At 71.0% G+C, this 20174-nt stretch carries 17 protein-coding genes and 2 pseudogenes; 14 read left to right on the forward strand and 5 right to left on the reverse strand.

What is annotated here, in order from left to right; genetic code table 11:
* Positions 1–61 precede the first annotated feature (61 nt).
* The 7 genes and pseudogenes from ACZ7GZ_RS34550 to ACZ7GZ_RS34580 form a co-directional block, all read left to right on the forward strand.
* Complete coding sequence (locus ACZ7GZ_RS34550; protein WP_471030379.1) at positions 62–1093, forward strand: ABC transporter ATP-binding protein; 1032 nt, start codon at positions 62–64, stop codon at positions 1091–1093.
* Positions 1094–1129: 36 nt separating this feature from the next.
* On the forward strand, positions 1130–2326 hold the full coding sequence (locus tag ACZ7GZ_RS34555; protein WP_471030382.1) for an ABC transporter substrate-binding protein: 1197 nt from the start codon (positions 1130–1132) through the stop codon (positions 2324–2326).
* A 3-nt stretch (positions 2327–2329) separates the two neighbouring features.
* Positions 2330–3193 carry an ABC transporter permease gene (locus tag ACZ7GZ_RS34560; protein ID WP_471030384.1) on the forward strand — a complete coding sequence of 288 codons (864 nt, stop codon included), beginning with the start codon at positions 2330–2332 and terminating at the stop codon, positions 3191–3193.
* A 21-nt stretch (positions 3194–3214) separates the two neighbouring features.
* Positions 3215–4030 (forward strand): ABC transporter permease, encoded by an 816-nt coding sequence (locus ACZ7GZ_RS34565; RefSeq protein ID WP_471030386.1) that lies wholly within the window; start codon positions 3215–3217, stop codon positions 4028–4030.
* A gap of 67 nt (positions 4031–4097) precedes the next feature.
* Positions 4098–4742, forward strand: a complete 645-nt coding sequence (locus ACZ7GZ_RS34570) for a maleylpyruvate isomerase N-terminal domain-containing protein (protein ID WP_471030414.1) — start codon at positions 4098–4100, stop codon at positions 4740–4742.
* A gap of 127 nt (positions 4743–4869) precedes the next feature.
* Positions 4870–5151, forward strand: a complete 282-nt coding sequence (locus ACZ7GZ_RS34575) for a hypothetical protein (protein ID WP_471030389.1) — start codon at positions 4870–4872, stop codon at positions 5149–5151.
* Positions 5152–5301: 150 nt separating this feature from the next.
* Positions 5302–6549: pseudogene (locus tag ACZ7GZ_RS34580) on the forward strand (chitinase); the annotation flags it as partial.
* Between the two features lie 37 nt (positions 6550–6586).
* On the opposite strand, the gene ACZ7GZ_RS34585 reads toward ACZ7GZ_RS34580, so the two are convergent.
* A complete protein-coding gene (locus ACZ7GZ_RS34585; RefSeq protein ID WP_471030391.1) occupies positions 6587–7201 on the reverse strand; it encodes a TetR/AcrR family transcriptional regulator in 615 nt (204 codons plus the stop codon).
* Positions 7202–7289: 88 nt separating this feature from the next.
* Between ACZ7GZ_RS34585 and ACZ7GZ_RS34590 the strand changes: the two genes are divergently transcribed.
* The 3 genes from ACZ7GZ_RS34590 (at position 7290) to ACZ7GZ_RS34600 (ending at position 10124) form a co-directional block, all read left to right on the forward strand.
* A complete protein-coding gene (locus ACZ7GZ_RS34590) occupies positions 7290–8111 on the forward strand; it encodes an SDR family oxidoreductase (protein WP_471030393.1) in 822 nt (273 codons plus the stop codon).
* A gap of 175 nt (positions 8112–8286) precedes the next feature.
* Positions 8287–9498 (forward strand): polysaccharide deacetylase family protein, encoded by a 1212-nt coding sequence (locus ACZ7GZ_RS34595; protein WP_471030394.1) that lies wholly within the window; start codon positions 8287–8289, stop codon positions 9496–9498.
* A gap of 74 nt (positions 9499–9572) precedes the next feature.
* Positions 9573–10124 carry a universal stress protein gene (locus ACZ7GZ_RS34600; protein WP_471030395.1) on the forward strand — a complete coding sequence of 184 codons (552 nt, stop codon included), beginning with the start codon at positions 9573–9575 and terminating at the stop codon, positions 10122–10124.
* 31 nt (positions 10125–10155) lie between these two features.
* Here the strand turns inward: ACZ7GZ_RS34600 and ACZ7GZ_RS34605 are convergent, their stop codons facing one another.
* A complete protein-coding gene (locus tag ACZ7GZ_RS34605) occupies positions 10156–10545 on the reverse strand; it encodes a RidA family protein (RefSeq protein WP_471030398.1) in 390 nt (129 codons plus the stop codon).
* A 219-nt stretch (positions 10546–10764) separates the two neighbouring features.
* Here ACZ7GZ_RS34605 and ACZ7GZ_RS34610 point away from each other — a divergent pair, with 219 nt between their 5' ends.
* Positions 10765–12759, forward strand: a complete 1995-nt coding sequence (locus tag ACZ7GZ_RS34610) for a glycoside hydrolase (protein ID WP_471030400.1) — start codon at positions 10765–10767, stop codon at positions 12757–12759.
* Positions 12760–12931: 172 nt separating this feature from the next.
* Complete coding sequence (locus ACZ7GZ_RS34615) at positions 12932–14224, forward strand: alpha/beta hydrolase family protein (RefSeq protein WP_471030401.1); 1293 nt, start codon at positions 12932–12934, stop codon at positions 14222–14224.
* A 38-nt stretch (positions 14225–14262) separates the two neighbouring features.
* On the opposite strand, the gene ACZ7GZ_RS34620 is transcribed toward ACZ7GZ_RS34615, so the two are convergent.
* Complete coding sequence (locus ACZ7GZ_RS34620) at positions 14263–14565, reverse strand: hypothetical protein (RefSeq protein WP_471030402.1); 303 nt, start codon at positions 14563–14565, stop codon at positions 14263–14265.
* 687 nt (positions 14566–15252) lie between these two features.
* Between ACZ7GZ_RS34620 and ACZ7GZ_RS34625 the strand changes: the two genes are divergently transcribed.
* Together ACZ7GZ_RS34625 and ACZ7GZ_RS34630 are read left to right on the forward strand one after the other, a co-directional pair.
* On the forward strand, positions 15253–16245 hold the full coding sequence (locus tag ACZ7GZ_RS34625) for a trypsin-like serine peptidase (RefSeq protein WP_471030404.1): 993 nt from the start codon (positions 15253–15255) through the stop codon (positions 16243–16245).
* Positions 16246–16420: 175 nt separating this feature from the next.
* Entirely contained in the window at positions 16421–18067 is a 1647-nt protein-coding gene (locus ACZ7GZ_RS34630) for an APC family permease (protein WP_471030405.1), read from the forward strand.
* A gap of 174 nt (positions 18068–18241) precedes the next feature.
* On the opposite strand, the pseudogene ACZ7GZ_RS34635 reads toward ACZ7GZ_RS34630, so the two are convergent.
* Both ACZ7GZ_RS34635 and ACZ7GZ_RS34640 read right to left on the reverse strand, forming a co-directional pair.
* A pseudogene (locus ACZ7GZ_RS34635) lies at positions 18242–18424 on the reverse strand (DUF1707 SHOCT-like domain-containing protein); the annotation flags it as partial.
* Positions 18425–18530: 106 nt separating this feature from the next.
* Complete coding sequence (locus ACZ7GZ_RS34640; protein ID WP_471030407.1) at positions 18531–19721, reverse strand: cytochrome P450; 1191 nt, start codon at positions 19719–19721, stop codon at positions 18531–18533.
* Between the last annotated feature and the right edge of the window lie 453 nt (positions 19722–20174).

The following is a 20174-nucleotide window of genomic DNA, read 5'->3' on the forward strand; positions in this document are numbered from 1 at the left end:
TATGACTTCATATGTTTGCGGTCAAGCGGTTCAACGTACAGCGCGCCAGAAAGGTTCCCGTATGCAGGGAATTGCGATCCGGCTGCAGGACCTGCGGAAGTCGTTCGGCGAGACGACCGCCGTGGCCGGGGTCGACCTGGAGATCCGGGACGGGGAGTTCTTCTCGATGCTGGGCCCCTCCGGCTCCGGGAAGACCACGGTCCTGCGGCTCGTCGCCGGGTTCGAGACACCGGACCGGGGCCGGATCGAACTCGCCGGCCAGGAGGTCACCGGCCTCGCCCCGTTCGAGCGGGACGTGCACACGGTCTTCCAGGACTACGCCCTCTTCCCGCACATGACGGTCGAGCAGAACGTCGCCTACGGACTGAAGGTCCGCAGGGTACCGAAGGCCGAACGGCTCGTCCGCGCCCGCAAGGCCCTCGCCGGGGTCCGCCTCGAGGGCTACGGCCAGCGGCGCCCGGCCCAGCTCTCCGGCGGGCAGCGCCAGCGCGTCGCCCTCGCCCGCGCCCTCGTCGGCCGGCCTCGGGTGCTGCTCCTGGACGAGCCCCTCGGCGCCCTCGACCTGAAGCTGCGCGAGCAGATGCAGGTCGAACTGAAGGCGATCCAGCGGGAGGTCGGCATCACCTTCGTCTTCGTCACCCACGACCAGGAGGAGGCCCTGACGATGAGCGACCGCATCGCCGTCTTCGACCAGGGCCGTATCGCCCAGGTCGGCACGCCCGCGGAGATATACGAGCGCCCGGCGACCCCCTTCGTCGCCTCCTTCGTCGGCACCTCGAACCTCCTCGACGGGGAGACGGCCCACCGGATCGTCGGCACCCCGGGCACGTACAACATCCGGCCGGAGAAGATCCGCGTCCTGACGGAGTCCGCCGAGGCCGACGAGCCGGAGCACGCCACCGCGGCCGGAACCGTCGCCGAGGTCGTCTACCTCGGCGAAGCCACCCGCTTCCTGGTCGACCTCGACGGCGGCGGCCGGCTCACCGCGCTCCAGCAGAACCTGGAGACGTCCTCCGAGGACGTCGCCGGCTACCGCGGCACCCGGGTCCGGCTGGCCTGGCACCGCCGGCACGCCGTCCGGCTGCCCTCCTGACCTCTGCCCCGCCTCTACGTCCCCATGGAGAACGCCGTGCGCCCCACCCGTACCCTGCGCACCGCGGCCTGCGCCGCCGCGCTGCTGCTCGCCGCCGCCTGTGACTCCTCCAGCTCGGGCGGCTCCGCCGCCACCGGGCTCAACCCGCCCGACCTCAAGGCGCCGACGAAGCTCGGCAAGACGGAGGGCCAGGTGAATCTGGTCGCCTGGGCCGGCTATGTCGAGGACGGCTCCAACGACCCGAAGGCGAACTGGGTCGGCGACTTCGAGAGGCAGACCGGCTGCCAGGTGCACTCCAAGGTCGCCGCCAGCTCCGACGAGATGGTCAAGCTGATGAAGACCGGCGAGTACGACGCCGTCTCCGCCTCCGGCGACGCCTCCCTGCGCCTGATCGCCGCCGGCGACGCCGCTCCCGTCAACACCAACCTGGTCCCCAACTACAAGGACGTCTTCGCCGGGTTGAAGAACGGCGCCTGGAACTCGGTCAGGGGCCGGATGTACGGCATCCCGCACGGCCGGGGCGCCAACCTGCTGATGTACAACACACAGAAGGTCAGGCCCGCGCCCACCTCCTGGTCGGCCGTCTTCGGCGACGCCGCACAGCACAAGGGACACGTCACCGCGTACGACTCGCCGATCTACATCGCCGACGCGGCCCTCTATCTCAAGGCCACCAGGCCGGAGTTGAAGATCAAGGACCCCTACGCGCTGGACCAGAAGCAGTTCGACGCGGCCGTGGCCCTGCTCAGGCAGCAGAACGAGAACGTCGGGGAGTACTGGAGCGACTACCTCAAGGAGGTCTCCGCGTTCAAGAGCGGCGACTCGGTGGTCGGCACCACCTGGCAGGTCATCGCCAACCTCGCCTCCTCCGAGGGCGCGAAGGTCAAGGCCCTGGTGCCGAAGGAGGGTTCGACCGGCTGGTCCGACACCTGGATGGTGTACAGCAAGGCCAAGCACCCCAACTGCGCCTACAAGTGGCTGAACTGGATCGTCTCCCCCAAGGTCAACGCCCAGGTCGCCGAGTACTTCGGCGAGGCCCCGGCCAACTCCAAGGCCTGCGCCGAGACCAGTGACAAGAACTTCTGCACGGTCTACCACGCGGCCGACGAACGCTACTGGAAGAGGATCGCGTTCTGGAACACGCCCATCGAGCAGTGCCTCGACGGCCGCAAGGACGTCCGTTGCGTGCCGTACGCGAAGTGGGTACAGGCCTGGACCGAGATCAAGGGCTGAGGCATGACCCTGCTGACCCGGACCGCGGGGTCGCTGCACCGCAGACCACGGCTGCGGCTTGCCTTGCTGCTCACCGCCCCGCTGCTGTGGCTCGCCGTCCTCTATCTCGGCTCGCTGGCGGTGCTGTTCGTCTCCGCGTTCTGGACGACGAACTCCTTCACCTCCCAGGTGGTGAAGGTCTGGTCGACGGACAACTTCCACGACCTGTTCACCACACCCGTCTTCCGTCAGGTCGTCCTGCGCAGTGTCGGGGTGGCGCTGGCGGTGACCGTACTGTGCGCGCTGATCGCCTTCCCGGTCGCCTTCTACACCGCGCGCGTGGCCCGGCCCAGCCGGCGCCCGCTGCTCGTGGTGGCCATCCTCACCCCGCTGTGGGCGAGTTACCTGGTCAAGGTGTACGCCTGGCGGCTCATCCTGTCCCAGGGCGGCCTCGCCGACTGGATGCTCGCGCCGTTCGGGGTGAGCGGCCCCGGCTTCGGCCTGCCGGCCACCGTCCTCACCCTGACCTACCTGTGGCTGCCGTACATGATCCTGCCGATCCACACGGCCCTCGAACACCTCCCGGCCAACCTGCTCGACGCCTCGGCCGACCTCGGGGCGAGGGCGGGACGGACCTTCCGCTCGGTGGTGCTGCCGATGGTGCTGCCGTCGGTCGCGGCCGGCTCGGTGTTCACCTTCTCGCTCAGCCTCGGCGACTACATCACCGTGCAGATCGTCGGCGGCAAGACCCAGCTCATCGGCAACCTCGTGTACTCCAACATCGAGCTCAACCTGCCCATGGCCGCCGCGCTCGGCACCGTTCCCGTCGTCGTGATCGTCCTGTACCTGCTGGCGATCCGCCGCACGGGCGCCCTCAACGGCCTGTAGGACCCTCAGGAGAAGAGCGTCATGCATCTCAGCCGCACCGCGCGCATCGCCCTGCGCGCCGGCGCCGGGCTCGGTTTCGCGGTGATCTACGTCCCGCTGCTGCTCGTCCTCGTCAACTCCCTCAACCCCGACCGCAGCGCCGGCTGGCCGCCGCCGGGGCTGACCTGGCACTGGTGGTCGGTGGCCGTGCACAACTCCGGCGCCCGGCAGGCGCTGTGGGTCTCGGTGAAGGCGGGGCTCGGGGCCACCGCGATCGCGCTGGTCCTCGGTACGCTCATCGCGTTCGCCGTGGCCCGGCACCGCTTCTTCGGCCGCGACACCGTGTCGTTCATCGTGGTCCTGCCGATCGCGCTGCCCGGCATCGTCACCGGTATCGCTCTCAACTCGGCCTTCAGCACGGTGCTGGAGCCGCTCGGCGTGGGTCTCGGGCTGTTCACCGTGATCGTCGGCCACGCCACGTTCTGCATCGTGGTGGTCTTCAACAACGTGGTCGCGCGGCTGCGCCGTACGGCCGTCTCGTACGAGGAGGCGGCCATGGACCTCGGCGCGACGACCTTCCGCGCCTTCACCGACGTCACCTTCCCGCTCGTCCGCTCCGCGCTGCTGGCGGGCGCACTGCTCGCCTTCGCCCTCTCCTTCGACGAGATCGTGGTCACCACGTTCACCGCGGGCCCCGGCATCGAGACCCTCCCGATCTGGATCTTCGACAACATGACGCGGCCGCAGCAGGCGCCGGTGGTGAACGTCGTGGCCGCCGTACTCGTGCTGCTGTCGGTGATCCCGATCTACGTCGCCCAGCGGCTGTCCGCGGACACGGCGACGTCGAGCCGGGTGTGAGAGCCTGTACGGCGGACGAGCAGGGGGTCGCATGAGGACGGGGAACGCCACAGACCCGGCGCGGGCGGTGCGCGCGGCGTACGAGGCCGCGTCGGCGGTCGTCGCGGGCCTGGGTGACGAGGAGTCGTGGCTGCCGACCGGCTGTACCGGCTGGGCGGTCCGTGACCTCGTCTTCCACTGCCTGACGGACGCGCAGCGCGCACTCGTGGCCCTGCACACACCGGCGCGCGAGCCGGTGGACCGGGACGCGGTGACCTACTGGCAGGACTGGCGGCCGGACACCGTCGGAGCGGCGAACGGCCGGCGCTGGGTGCGGGTGAACGCCAGCATGTTCCTCGACTTCCGTCAGCTCCAGGGCCTGTATCTGGAGACTCTGGCGGCGGTCGTACAGGCGGCGGAGGCGGCCGACCCCGCGCAGCGTGTCGGCACACAGGGGCATGTGCTGACGGCCGGGGACCTGCTGACCACCCTCGCGGTGGAGGCGGCCGTCCACCACCTGGACCTGACCGTCCGTCTCCCGCACGCGCCGGGCCCGGCCCCGGAGGGCCTGGCCGCGGTGCGCGCCACCCTGGACGGCCTGCTCGGGCGCCCGGGCCTGCCGGACTGGACCGACGAGCACTACGCGCGTGTGGGCACCGGGCGCGCCGCGCTCACCGAGGGCGAACGGGCCGCCCTGGGCGCGGTGGCGGACCGCTTCCCCCTGTTCGGCTGAGACCGCCGGTCCCGCGGTTCGGCCGAGACCGGCCGGCGCCCCCGCCACACACCCAACACGGGGACGCACACGACGTCACCTGCGCGGCGCGGGGCTCGCCGACCGGGTTGATGGAAGCCTGCGCCCCATGAACAACCCGCCCAGCATCGACCGGTACGTCGACCGGGTCACCGCCGGCCCCGGCGGAGCGATGACCGACGAGGTCGGCGTGATCACCGGCGACCTGACCGTCGCGACCATCCTGCTGTCCGACGGCCGCAGCGTGCGCGTCGCCATCCAGCACTCCGGCAGCGACACCTGGTACACCCTGGCCGGCAGCCCGGCCCCGGTGCCCGCCGGGCAACTCGCGGCGTACCACCGGGATCTGCTGGGCCGCATCCGCCGCGGGGGCGGCACGCGCGCCACCTGAGCGGCCAACACCCCGCGAAAACAGGCCCGTTGATTGAGTCATGAACATGCAAAAGGCCGGTCCCGCACCTTGACCGACGTCTGGTCCAGACCAATCATGGCGTAGCCCCGGCCGGGCCGCACAGCGCCGTTCGCTACCCGGGAGTACCCGATGACACGTCCGAGACCCGTACGCGCCCTGCTCGCGGGCCTGGCCACCCTGGCCGCCTCCGCGGGGCTCACCCTGGGAGCGCAGGGCACCGCGCACGCGGCGACCCCGCTGCCCACACATGTCTTCGCGCCCTACTTCGAGGCCTACAACGGCGACAGCCCCGCCGCGCTCGCCCAGGCCTCCGGTGCCAAGTACCTGACCATGGCCTTCCTGCAGACCGACAAGAGGGGCTCCTGCACCCCGTACTGGAACGGCGACACCTCCACCCCGGTCAGCTCCTCCGCCTTCGGTGCCGACTTCACCACCATCCGCTCGCGCGGCGGCGACGTGATCCCCTCCCTCGGCGGCTACGCGGCCGACAACGGCGGTACCGAGATCGCCGACAGCTGCACGGACACCGACTCCATCGCCGCCGCCTACGAGAAGATCATCACCACCTACGACGTCTCCCGGCTCGACCTGGACGTCGAGGACAACTCCCTCACGAACACCGCCGGGATCGACCGCCGCAACCTGGCCGTCAAGAAGGTCCAGGACTGGGCCGCCGCGAACGGCCGCCCGGTGCAGTTCTCCTACACACTGCCGACCACGACGACGGGACTCGCCGACAGCGGCCTCGCCGTGCTGCGCAGCGCGAAGAACGCGGGGGCCAGGATCGACGTGGTCAACCTCATGACGTTCGACTACTACGACGGCGCCACGCACCACATGGCCACCGACACCGAGACGGCCGCGAGCGGACTGCACGACCAGCTGGCCGAGCTGTACCCGAACCTGTCGGACACCCGGCTGTGGAACATGGTCGGCGTCACCGAGATGCCGGGCGTGGACGACTACGGCCCGGCGGAGACCTTCACCACCGCCGACGCCCCCACGCTGTACGACTGGGCGGTCGCCAAGGGCCTCAACACCCTCTCCTTCTGGGCCCTGCAGCGCGACAACGGCGGCTGCCCCGGCTCCGGCGCCTCCGACACCTGCTCCGGCATCTCCCAGGACACCTGGTACTTCACCCACACCTTCGCGCCCTTCACGGGCGGTACGACGACCCCGCCGGCGAACGACTTCTCCGTCGCCCTCTCCCCCGCCACCGCCTCGGTCGACCCGGGCGGAACCGCGACGGCGACGGTGCAGACGTCGGTGACCTCCGGCAGCGCCCAGACGGTGGGTCTGACGGTGAGCGGCGCCCCGAGCGGGACGACCGCCTCCCTCAGCCCGTCCTCGGTCACCGCGGGCGGCACCTCCACGCTCCCGTCCGGCGGACGCCCTGCCCCGCGGCTGCGCTGTCCTACCGCCCCGCGATCCCGTCGATCCGGGCCTGGAGCCGTTCCCCCTGGGCGGCCATCAGACCGGGGTCGCGCAAGGTGTTGGTGAGGACGGACATGCCCTGGTAGGCGGCGACCAGTTCGACGGCGAGGGCGTCGGCGTCGGCGCGGCCGAGCTGGGCGAACTGGGACTCCACCCAGTCGAGCAGGGCCCGCATGACCTTCGCGGCGGCCCTGTCCAGGCCGTCGTCGCGCTTGTCGAGCTCGGTGGCGAGGGTGCCGAACGGGCAGCCGAAGCGGGCCGCCGTGTCGCGCTGATCGACCCAGCCGGCGACGAGCGCCTTCAGCCGGGCGGCCGGGTCCGGCAGGGCGTCCAGGCGGGCGGTGAGGGCGTCGAGTTGCGCGCAGTGGGCGTCGACCGCGGCTTCGACCAGCTGGTCCTTGGTCTTGAAGTAGTAGTAGACGTTGCCGAGCGGCACCTCGGCCGTACGGGCGATGTCACCGAGGGTGGTCTTCTCCACGCCCTGTTCATGGAAGACCTGGACGGCCGCGTCCACCAGGCGCGCACGCTTGCCACCACGGCCGGAACGGTTCGACCGCGCGGGCTGGGCCATGGCGGCGGATTCTGAGTCAGTCACCTGACTAAGGATAGACAACGGGCGTCCGCACGCACTACGGTCTCGACTTAGTCAGTCAACTAACTCACTCGGTTGAGAGGGAATCTTCATGATCGTTGTCACGGGTGCCACAGGAAACGTGGGGCGGGCCCTGGTCGCCGCTCTGGCCGCGGCCGGAGAGACGGTGACGGCCGTCGCCCGGCACATCAGGGCGGACGACGTGCCGCCGGGCGTCCGGGCCGTCGCGGCCGACCTCGGCGATCCGCACAGCCTCACTCCCGCACTGCGGAACGCCGAGGCACTGTTCCTGCTGGTGGCCGGCGAGGATCCGGCCGGCATCCTGCGCCGGGCCGCCGCGGCCGGGGCGGCGAAGGTGGTGCTGCTGTCCTCGCAAGGCGTGGGCACCCGGCCCGGGACGTACACGCACGCGGCGCGCTTCGAGGCGGCCGTGGCCGATTCGGGGCTGCCGTCCACCGTGCTGCGCTCGGGCGGGCTGGCCTCGAACGCGCTGGCCTGGGCGGAGCCGGTGCGCCGGTCTCGTACCGCGGCCGCCCCCTTCGCCGAGGTGGCGCTGCCGTTCGTCGACCCGGACGACGTCGCCGCGGCGGCAGCGGCCGTGCTGCGCGGGGACGGGCACGACGGTGCCACCTACACGCTGACCGGCCCCGAGCCCACCACCCCGCGGCAGCGGGCGGCGGCCATCGCCGCCGCGCTCGGCGAGCCGGTGACGTTCATGGAGCAGAGCCGCGAGGAGGCCCTCGCGCAGATGATCCGGTTCATGCCGCCCGCCGTCGCCGAGGGCACACTCGCCGTCCTCGGCGCACCGACCCCGCAGGAACAGGCGGTCGACGGCACGGTGGAGCGCCTGCTCGGCCGGCCCGCGGCACCCTTCTCCGCGTGGGCGGCACGCAATGTGGCGGCGTTCCGCTGATCCGCAGCGGGTGGGCCGGCCGGGTGACGAGAGCGGTACCGGGCCGGCCCTTTGTGCGCCACACCGCACGCAATTAGCCGTTTTATACACTTATCGGCTCTATGGTGCGAGCTGTCGGGAGCGTCGGCCGAGGTGGCGCGCAAGGCGTCGCGCCTGGGCGCGGGTTGGGATGACGATGAGTGGAATCAGCCGCCGGAGCGTGGCTCGCCTCGGTCTCGGCGCCGGCATCGGCGTGGCCGCCGCCTCGTTGGCCAGATGCGCGGGCCGCTCGGGCGAGGACGGTACGGCGCCTCTGCAGGGGCCGCCCCGGCTGATCGGGGACGGCTCCACGGCGTACACCGGACGGCAGCCCCACCAGCCGGAGCCGCCCGAGCCCCTCGAACCGGGCCAGACCCCGCCGCAGTTCGTGGTGTTCTCCTGGGACGGCGCCGGCGAGCTGGGCACCGGACTGTTCCCGCGCTTCCTGGAGCTCGCCCGCACCCACGGCGCGCACATGACGTTCTTCCTCTCCGGCCTCTATCTCCTGCCGGAGGAGAAGAAACGGCACTACGACCCGCCGAACAACCCGCTCGGCGCCTCCGACATCGGCTACCTCACCGACGAACACCTCAAGGCGACGCTGAAGTACGTCCGTCAGGCCTGGCTCGACGGCCACGAGATCGGTACACACTTCAACGGGCACTTCTGCGTCGGCCCCGGGTCGGTGGCCAACTGGACTGCGGAGCAGTGGCGTTCGGAGGTCGAGCAGGCTCGGACCTTCGTCAAGTGCTGGCGGTCGCACACCGGTTGGCACGACGAGCCGCCGCTGCCCTTCGACTACGACAAGGAACTCGTCGGGGGCCGCACCCCGTGCCTGCTCGGCCAGACGAACCTGCTGCCGGTCGCGCGGGAACTGGGCTGGCGCTACGACGCCTCCTCACCCGGCGGCCTGCAGTGCTGGCCGAGGAAGCGGGGCGGCGTGTGGGACCTGCCACTGCAGAGCATCCCGTTTCCCGGGCACAGGTTCGAGGTGCTGTCCATGGACTACAACATGATGGCGAACCAGTCCAAGAACTCGACGCGGGCGCCCTCCTACAACTACCCCTACTGGCGCGCGCAAGCGGCACAGGCGTACGTGGCCGGGTTCCAGCGGGCGTACGAGACGAACCGGGCGCCGCTGTTCATCGGCAACCACTTCGAGCAGTGGAACGGCGGCATCTACATGGACGCGGCCGAGGAGGCGCTCAGGCAGATCGCCGGCTGGAGCGACGTACGCCTGGTCTCCTTCCGGCAGTTCGTCGACTGGCTCGACGCCCAGGACCCCAAGATCCTCGCGAAACTGCGCACCCTCGAGGTCGGCGAGAAACCGCACGGCGGCTGGACCGCCTTCCTGCGCCCCGAGACCTGACCGGCCCCGAAAGGAAGGCCAGTTTCCGTCGATTGGACTTTGCGTGGCGGAATTGGCCTTCCTAGCGTGGGGTCATGGCACCACAGGGAACGACAGGGGGCGGACGGGCCGGGGATGTCGTCGTCGGGGTGAGCGACTCGCTCGCCGGCCTGGCCGCGTTGCGCCGCGGCATTCTGGAGGCCCGCAGAACCGGCCGCACGCTGGTGGCCGTCCGGGCCTGGGAGCCACCGGAGGGCGATGCCCTCTACCGGCGCTGGCCCGAGCCGTCGTGGGCGCGGCTGTGGGCCGGCAACGCGCGACAGCTGCTGGACCGGGCCTTCGAGCTGGCGGCCGGCGGGCCGCCGGGCGACCTGCGGATCGTACGGCGCGTGGTCAGGGGCCCAGCAGGGCGGGTGCTGTGCTCGATCGCGTCGTGCCCGGACGACCTGCTGGTCATCGGGAAGGCACGGCCTCGGGGTCCGCTGGCCCTGCTGCACCGCAGGCCCGTCCACCGGCACGTCCCGGCCCGGGCCGAGTGCGAGGTCCTGGTCGTGGCAGGCCCGCGGCTGCTGCCCCGCGAGGCACGGATCCTGCGCCGCGGCGAACCGGTGGAGCGGCGGGGCCGGGCGGCGGGCCTGGCACCGTGATCCCGGCCGCGCCGCGCCGGGATCGCCCGGGTCAGCTCGCGCTGCGGCGGGCGTACACCTCGATCTCGATCTTCATGCGAGGGTCGGCGAGGCCGCACACCATCATGGTGGCGGCCGGCCGGACGTCGCCGAAGCACCGGCGCAGCACCGGCCAGCAGGGCTCGAAGTCCGTGCGGTCCGGGAGCAGGTAGCGCACCCGCACCACGTCGGCGAAGCCGCACTTGGCCTCCGTGAGCGCGGCCTCGATGTTGCGCAGGCACTGCTCGGCCTGTTCCACGACGTCGTCCGAGATCGTCATGGTGGTGTAGTCGAACCCGGTGGTCCCGGACACATGCACCCAGTCGCCGTCGACCACGGCACGGGCGTAGCCGATCTGCTCCTCGAAGGTCGAGCCGCTGAGGACCGCACGTCGCTCTGTCATGCCCGGAAAGCTAGGCGACCAGCGTCGATACGTCCAATGCGAGCTGTGCCATCGGCGGACCTTCGTCGTGGTGATGCTCACACCTGCCGGCCCTGCTGCGCGTGCGCGTCCGCGGCGGCGGTGGTCGCCTCGGCGAGTTCCATCCGCCGGGCGGCGCCGGCCCGTGACGGGACCGCTCTCTCATATCTCTCTTATGTCCGGTCGCCAGAGTCCACGGCCGTGAAGGCGAGGAAGCTCAAGAAGACGAAGACACAGACGAAGATCATCGCGGTGAGCGGTGCGCTCCTGATGGTCGGTGTGATCGGTACGGCCGCCGCGTTCGGCACCGCCACGCAGGAGGCCCGGCGCATCGAAGCGCACGGCAACCAGCTCTCCGTACCGGTCGACGGTGGCCAGGCCACGGTGGACATCAGGTCCCTGGCGGTGCGGGCCCGAGCGGACGACGGCCGCACCTGGCAGCTCTCCGCACCGGCCTCCGGTGATCTGGGTGCGCCCGGCAAGGTCACCGTCCGCGACGGGCAGGCCAGTTGGCGATACGGCACGAGGGGGATGACCGTCACCGCGTCCGCGCGGGACGGGCGCCTGGCCGTCACCGTGCACGCGGCCCGGCGGTCCAGCCTGACCTGGCCGGTCTCCGGCACGGACCGAACCACAGAGGAGTTGCAGTTCCCGCGCGGTGAGGGCTTGTCCGTCCCGGTCGCCGACCGGTGGTGGAACTCCCCCTCAGCGGGCCTGGCGGGCACCGAGGCCGACATGGCCGGCGGCCTGACCATGCCGTTCTGGGGCACCAGTCAGTCCGGACGGCACGGCGCGAGCTACATCGTCCAGTCCGACATCGGCACGACGCTCAGGTTCGTGTCCGCCGGCGGCCGGCTGCACACCGAGGCCGAGCACTCGTTCTCGGCGCCACAGGCCACGGGGACGTACACGGTGACGTTCGCGCTCACCGACGGGTCGCCGGTGGCGGCGGCGCGCGACTACCGCGCCTGGCTCCAGGGCCACGGTGGCATCACGACGCTCCGACAGAAGATCGCGCGCAATCCCGAAGTCGCCAAGCTGGTGGGCGCGTTCCACGCCTACGCGTGGGGTCAGGCACGTACCGCCGAGGGCGTGCGCCGGCTGCGGGAGCTGGGGATCGACCGGATGTGGCTGGGGTACGACGCCGACGGCGCCCCCATGGACCGGAAGGCCACGCGTCTTGCCCGGCAGGCCGGTTATCTCGTCGGGCCCTACGACTCCTGGGCCAACGCGCAGGACCCGGCGTCGGCCGACACCTCCGTGTCCGACTGGCCCGCCCCGGTGTGGCAGGCCGCCTGTGTGCGCCAGGCGGACGGCACGATCGTCACCGGCTTCGGCGACCGCGGCTGCTATGTGAGCTCCGAAGCGCTCCGTCGCGCCGAGCCCACCCGGCACTACCTGGCCGACCGCACCACCAAGATGACCGCGAGCGGCGCCACCAGCTACTTCCTGGACGTGGACGCCGCGGGTGAACTGTTCGCCGATCACTCCCCGGCGCATCCGATGACCAAGGCCGAGGACCGCAGGAACCGGCTCGCGCGCATGGCGTGGCTGTCCGGCGACCGCCGCCTGGTGCTCGGTTCGGAGAGTGCGGGCTCCTGGGCGAACGGAGTGCTGTCCTTCAGCCATGGATCGGGCACACCGGTCGACGACCGGCTGTGGAAGCTGGAGCGGGACCGCCCGACCTGGGGCCGTTACGCCCCCGCCGACGCGCCGGGGGTCTTCTTCCAGCCCGTCCGCCTGCCGGCCGACGTCGCCAAGGCGATGTACGACCCCCGGTACCGGGTGCCGCTCTACCAGACGGTCCTGCACGACTCGGTGATCAGTACCGAGCGCTGGGAGCTGTCGTGGTCGAAACTGCCGGACCAGAGCCGCACCCGCGCGCTTCTCGCGATGCTGTACAACGTGCCTCTCAACCTGGTCCTCGACCAGTCCGAACTCGACCGCCACGGCGAGCGGATCGCCCGGGTGCAACGGTACTTCGAGCCCCTGCACAAGGCGGCGGCCACACAGCCGATGACCGACTTCCGCCGGCTGACGGACGACGGGCTCGTACAGCGCACCACGTTCGGCAGGGGGGTGCTGACCGTGACGGCCAACTTCTCCACCACGTCCCGTGCCGGGCTGCCCGCCGGGTGCGTCGACGCGGTGCTCAAGGGCGGTGAGAAGCACCGGTTGTGCCCCGCGGGTCTGTGAGAGGCGGCCGGCTGCCGGCACGGAGGCATCGGCTCCTGGCACGGGCAGCGAATCCCGGCGCGGCAACCGGTTCCTGGCACGGGCGAGCGGGATCCCCTACGGATACCCCGAGGGACAGGATCGGGGACTTCCCCGGATGTGGGGAGAGCCGACGAGCCGTCAGGCTTGCTCCATGACGAATCCCCTTCCGCGCCCGCCCGATCGTCCCGGGGGCACCCGGCGGCGGGCACGAGCGCTCGCCGCCTGCGCGGTCGCCGCGCTGTGCACGCTGACCGCCGCTCTCCCCGCCTCCGCGGCCACCCGCGCCGCCCCCACCGGTCCGACCACCTCGTCGTCCTCCCGTCCGCTCGCCCTCCCCGCCCCGACCGGCCCGTACCGGGTCGGGGAGGTGGACTTGCACATGGTGGACCACTCCCGGGCCGACCCGTGGCAGTCCGGGCACAGGCGCGAGTTGATGGTCAGCGTCTACTACCCCGCTACACGCACGGAAGGCCGTCCGGCAGCCCCGTACATGCTGCCCGCGGCTGCCTCCCACTTCGACGAGGTCACGGCGAACGGCTACCTCCGGTTGCACGTCCCGGCCGGCCGGGCTGACTGGGCACGCACCGTCACCCACGTGACCCGCAGCGCTCCCGTGGCCTCGGCGCGCGATGGGCGGCTTCCGGTGGTGCTCTACTCCCCGGGACTGGGCGAACCGCGCACCTGGGGTACGACGTCGGCAGCCGACCTGGCCAGCCGCGGCTATGTGGTCGTCACCATCGACAACACCTACGAGTCGCCCGAGGTCCAGTTCCCGGACGGCTCCCTGGCCACCCTGTCGCTGCCCTCGGACGGTGTCGACGCCTTCCTGCGCAAGGCGCTGGCCGTCCGGGTCGCCGACACCGGCTTCGTCCTGGACCAGCTCCAGGAGCTCGACCACGGACGGAATCCCGACGCGGACGGGCAGCCGCTGCCGGACGGCCTGGCCGGGGCGCTGGATCTGGCCGAGGTCGGCATGTTCGGACATTCGATGGGCGGCACGGCCGCCGCGCTGGCGATGGACGCCGACCACCGGATCACCGCGGGCATCGACATGGACGGCAACCTGACCGACTACGACGGCTCACTGATGCCGGTCGCCCGGCACGGCCTCGACCGGCCCCTCCTGCTGATGGGCAAGGACGGCGACACCGACACCGGACCCGGCTGGCAGGCGTTCCGCTCCCACACCCCGGGGTGGAACCGTCAGCTGACCCTGCTCGGCTCGGAGCACGCCTCGTTCACCGACGCGGAGGCGCTCGTGCCACAGCTGAATCTGTCGCCCTGCGAGCGCACCGACGACATCGGCACCATCGACCCGGCCATCGCGATACGCACCGACGAGGCCTATGTTTCCGCCTACTTCGACCACTGGCTGCGCGGCCGCAGCGGACGGCTGCTGGAGCGACCGTCGCCGAAGTACCCGGAGATGGTCTTCGTGAAGTGATCGCGATGCCTTGCCGGTGAGGGCGAGCGGTACGGGAGCTAACAGGAGGATGCGAAGCGCGTCAGCTGGTCCTTGACCCACGGGTCGTACGCTGCGAGGCGATGCCGGGCGCCGGGGACGAACCACGCCAGCTGACCGGCGACCCACGGATCGATCCGCTGGCCGGGGCCGCCGCGGCAGGGCGTGCGATGGCCGGCGTGCACCGCCGCGGTAGCGGCGGCGCCGTGGCCGGCCGTCCCCGGGGTGGCCGCCGCGGCGGATCCGCCGGTGACGAGGAGAGCGGCTGCGACCACCGTGGTGACGGCGCCGGCCGCACCCGCTTCCCGTATCAGCTTCTTCATGGCCTTCTCCTTCCGGTGGGGCCCATGACGGTGCGTGTGCGGTCCATGACCGGCGGTCCCGTCCCGCCCGTAGCGGCGGACCACGGAACCGCCTCCCATGGCCGGTAGGGGCGTCTACCCGGTGGCTCGCGCCTCACTCGTATCCCGGTCCCGAGCCCGGAACACGGCCGGGGTCCCGCCGGTGCGCCGCGTGGTCGCGGGGCGCGCACCACGATCGAGCCGGAGACCGGGCCGGCGGTCTTGGGGCTCGGAGCGCCGACGGAGGTCACGTACGCGCCGGAGGGCCGGGGGCGGCCATGTCGTCGGGCTCGTTCCGGACGGACGACATGGTCGTCGTGCCCTGGTCTCTCCCGCGGGGGCGTGCAGTTGATGCCGCCGCTGCCGGCGTTCTCCAAGCATCCGCGGTCCGTGGACGACATCGTCGACGACGTCGCCACGTGTGGCGCACCAGCGAACCCGCCCGGCCGCCCGGCGCGAGGACTGTCCCGAGGGGTTCCGGCTGACCGCGGCGCACCTCGCGAACGCCGACGAGGTGCCGGCCGTACCCCCGCTGCGGCCCACGGCCCGCACGCACGCTGCGGGAGTTCCCGGCTGCCGCCGTACACGAATGGCCGCAGCGGACGCTGTGCCGACCACTACCGCGGGCTTATGGTGGGCCGTCACTCGCGTCCGCTCTGAGGGGAACCGATGAGACCCGGGACCAGGATCGCGCGATACGCCGCCGTCTGTGCGGCAGTCCTGCTGCTCTGTGCCGGCCTCACCACCACGGCATCCGCCGACGGTGCCACCGCCGGCCGGAACCCGCTCGCCGACCGGCTCGACGCCTACTGGACCCCGGCCCGCATGGCGGCCGCGCTGCCGGCCGACACCGTCAAGGGGAGCAAGCCCGGCGCGACGGCCGCCGAAGCGTCCCCCGCGGTGGACGGGCCCCGGCCGGGCGAGTACATCCCGCCGAGCCGGAGCTTCGACGGCATCCCCGAGGCCGGCACCTTCTTCTGGACGGACGCCGGCGGCACCGGCCGCACCTGCAGCGGCTCCGTCGTCCGCAGCCCCGGCCACGACCTGGTACTGAGCGCCGGGCACTGTCTGAAGGGCTATGCCGGCACCTCGCCCGAGCGCCGCCTGGCCTTCGTCCCGCAGTACCACGACGGCCGGAAACCCTTCGGGATCTTCCCGGTGCGCACCAACGGCGTCTACGTCCCCCAGGAGTACTACGACCTGGGCGAACACGCGGGAGCCGAGTACGACTTCGCCTTCGCGGTCACCGAGCCCGACCAGGACGGCACACGCCTCGAGGACGCGGTCGGCGGGGTGCGGCTGCTCACCGGGACGGGTTACTACCACGCCCCGGTACGGATGATCGGCTACCCGGCGGGGGCGGAGAAGCCGCTGGCGTGCTGGAGCTGGACCACCAGGTGGGACAGCGACGACCCGGCCGATCCCGGTACGTTCCCGCGCATCGCCTGCGACGCCTTCGTGGGCGGCACCAGCGGCGGTCCGATGCTCGTACCGTGGCCCGGCGGCTGGGCGGTCATCGGTGTGATCGGCGGCTATCACACCGGCGGCAACACCCCGCAGATCTCCTACAGCGCCTACTTCGGCACCGCCACCGAGGCCCTGTACGGTGCGGCGGTCACCGGAGCCCCGCCGGCCGGCCCCCGCCTCACCGCCGGCTCATAGGGCGACCCCGCGCGCCGGGGAGGTCGTGCCTGCGCTTGGGGTGAGTCGCCCCGCACAGGTCCGGGAAGTCGTGTCCGGAACATGTCCGGGAAGTCGTGCCCGCACGTCCACTGCCAAGACAACGTCACCGTGGCACGATAGGGGTGACCATCACCCTATCGAGGGGGTGTGGACCATGGCCGTGTCAGAGGCCGCACCCGGTCCGAGAACCCAGAAGCCCGGGCTGCGGCGTGAGATCGGCTTCGTCGGACTCATCTGGGCCTCGGAGGGCTCGATCATCGGGTCCGGGTGGCTCTTCGGCGCCCAGGGTGCGCTGGCGGCCGCCGGTCCGGCGGCGATGATCTCGTGGGCCATCGGCGGCCTGGCGATCCTGATCCTGGCGCTGGTGCACGCGGAACTCGGCGGTATGTATCCCGTGTCGGGCGGCACCGCCCGCTTCCCGCACTACGCCTTCGGCGGCGCGGCCGGCGCGTCGTTCGGCTGGTTCTCCTGGCTGCAGGCGGCCACCGTGGCCCCCATCGAGGTGCTGGCGATGATCACGTACGCCCAGCACTACTCCTGGGCGAGCGGCTGGGAGAAGGTCCAGGGCGGCGAGCACGTGCTGACTCCGCCGGGCATCGCCGTCGCGGTCGGTCTGATGGCGGTCATCACGGCCATCAACTTCCTCAGCATCCGGCTGCTGGCCCGTACCAACAGCGCCGCGACCTGGTGGAAGGTCGGTGTGCCCCTGCTGACGATCTTCGTGTTCGCCATCGCCCAGTTCCACACCGCCAACTTCACCGCGGCCGACGGTTTCAGCCCGTACGGGGCCAAGGGCATCCTGTCCGCCGTCTCCACCAGCGGCATCATCTTCGCGCTGCTGGGCTTCGAGCAGGCCGACCAGCTGGCCGGTGAGAGCGCCAACCCCAAGCGGGACATTCCGCGAGCGGTGATCGGGTCGATCATCCTGGGCATTCTGATCTACATCCTGCTGCAGGTCACGTTCCTCGCCGCGCTGCCCGCCTCGCAGATCGGCAGCCACTGGGCCGACTCCGCCTTCACCGCGCTGAGCGGGCCCTTCGCCCAGGTGGCCACGCTGATCAGTCTGGGCTGGCTGGCCACGGTCCTCTATCTCGACGCCGTGGTCTCCCCCGCCGGGACCGGTCTGATCTACATCACCGGATCCTCGCGGGTCTCCTACGGCCTCAGCCGCAACGGCTATGTGCCCTCCGTCTTCGAGGCCACCAACCGGCGCGGTGTTCCCTGGGTCGGTCTCATCACCGCGTTCGTGATCGGCTGCATCTGCTTCCTGCCGTTCCCCAGCTGGCGTTCCCTGGTCGGTCTGATCACCAGCGCCAGCGTGCTGATGTACGCGGGCGCCCCGCTGTCCTTCGGGGTGTTCCGGAACCGGCTGCCCGAGGCCCACCGTCCCTACCGGCTGCCCGGCGGCGGCTGGATGTCGCCGCTCGCCTTCATCGTCGCCAACCTGCTGATCCTGTGGTCGGGTTGGACCACCGACTGGAAGCTCGGCGTCGCCATCCTGCTCGGCTACGTGATCCTGGTCGCCAACCGGATGTTCAAGATGAACCCCATCACTCCCCAGCTCGACCTGCGAGCCGCGCAATGGCTGCCGGTCTACCTCGTGGGCATGGGGCTCATCGTGTACCTCAGCGACTTCGGGCCGCTCAAGCACCCCTGGTTCCCGCTGTGGTGGGACATCGGGGTCGTGGCCGTGTTCAGTCTCCTCATCTATTACTGGGCCATGGCGGTCGCCCTGCCCAGCGACCGCATCCAGCGGCTGATCGACCAGGTCGTCGTTCCGGAGGAGGAGGACATCCTCTGAGCTGGGACCTCGACGGCGCGCGTGGCGGACCTCCAACCGCCCGGGTGCACTCTGCCGAAATGCCGACTCGACTCTGAGAATCCGAGGCACCCGCCATGCGCCGTGCCGCCGGATCCGTCCGCCGGCAGCGGCGATCGTGGACGTGGTACCCGCACGCTCTTCCGGGAGCGAGGCCGTCGCCGGCACGAGGTCATGGTGCGTCGTGGCGGTGAGGACTCGGTGGAGGCGTTCGTCCATCTCCTCGAGCGAGATCCGCCCTTGGGCGAACGCCTCCTGCAGGCGCTGCGCGGCCATGTCGCGATCCTCGTCGCCGACCGGCAGCGCCGGGTCTTCCGGCTCCCGTCCGGCGCTGCTCATGCCCTCGCCCCCCGTTCTCCTTCTCCTGCCCGTCCGCACGCGGCAGGCGAACAACCAGTGCGGTGGCGGGCGGCCGCACGCGACGGCACCCGTCACCGGCGCACGGTCAGGCGTCCCAGGTTACCGGGAGGCTCTTCACCCCGTAGATGTCCGCGGTCTCCGGTCGCAGGCCGACCTCCTCGGCCGGGACGGCCAGGCGCAGCGTGGGGAAGCGGTTGACCAGCGCGGGGAGCGCGACCCGCAGCTCGACGCGGGCCAGCTGCTGGCCCAGGCACTGGTGAATGCCGTGGCCGAAGGCCAGGTGCCCGCCCTCCTGCCTCCGGAGGTCGAGCACGTGGGGGTCGGTGAAGCGCTCGGGGTCGCGGTTGGCGGTGTTGTACGACAGGACGACCGTCGTACCGGCCCTGATGGTCTGGCCGCCCAGTTCGACGTCCTCCAGCGCCGTCCTCCAGAACTGCTTGGCGACGCTCAGATACCGCAGCAGCTCCTCCACCGCGCGGTCGGTGAGCACGGGACCGGCGCGCAGCGCGGCCAGTTGCTCCGGGTGCTGCAGCAGTGCGAAGGTACCGAGGGACAGCATGTTCGCGGTGGTGTCGAACCCTGCCGCCAGCAGGATCAGACTGATCCCCTTCAGCTCCTCATCGGTCAGGTCGCTGTCGGTGAGTTCGCTGAGCACGTCGTCGGTGGGGTTGGCGCGCTTGGCGGCCACCAGCTCCGCGAGGTACTCCTGGGTCGCGGTGTAGGCCGCTATCAGCTCCTCTTCGCTTGTCTCCCCGCCCATGAACGCGTCGATCTGCTCCTGGAAGGAGCCCCGGTCCGCATAGGGCACCCCCAGCAGCTCGCAGATGATGATGGTGGGGATGGGCTTGGCGAACGCGGTCACCAGGTCCGCCGGCGGCCCGGACTTCTCCATGGCGTCCAGGCAGTCGGCGGTGATCTGCTCGACGCGCTCGGTGAGCAGTCGCATCCGCCGTACGGTGAACTTGCCCATCAGCGGTTTCCGATAGCGCATGTGCTGTGGCTCGTCGGTGAGGAGGAACTCGCCGGGCGGCGCCGGGGGGACCTCGAAGTCGCCCACGTTCAGCAGTTCCTTGCGCGAGCTGAACCGCGAGTCGGCCAGGACCGACCTCACCAGGTCGTAGCCGGTGATCAGCCACCCGGGTTTTCCCTCGGGGTGGGTGTAGCGGCTGATGGGGCCGTGCCGACGGGCGTCGATCAGCTCGGCCGGGGGGTCGAAGGGGCAGCCGGGCCGACGCTCCGCCGGCAGCGCCGTGACGGTGTGGACGGATTCACTCATCACCATTCCCCATCTCGCGATATTACGTGTTTGATGCAACCCGAAAGCTACGTTGCGTTCAGAATCTCCGTCAACCGACGAAACGCCATTACCCCAGGTCGGCAGGGGTGAAATCGAGGCAATGACGCTGAACTCGAATGCAACGCAGCGTTGCAGTGACTGACTTCGAAGGCAATACTGCGCGCATGCGCCCCCACGCGGGACCGGACCGCCGGGCAGCACGACCGAAGTCGACGACGACTCCTGGTACCACTCGATCGTGATCGGCTCGCGGCAGACGCTCGAGCCCTCCTGACGTGACGGGCCCGGCCGAACGGCAGGCTCCTGTCAATGCGCGGATATGCGCGACCGCGGTCTAAGAGGGCATTTGATCTAGGCGAATTGCCCTTTCTGTTCTAGTAAGTCCCTCGCCAGGTTGGTGTCGTCTCGTCCGTTATGCGCTTGGTGAGGTTG

It is taken from the genome of Streptomyces sp. NPDC037288, from assembly GCF_055603265.1.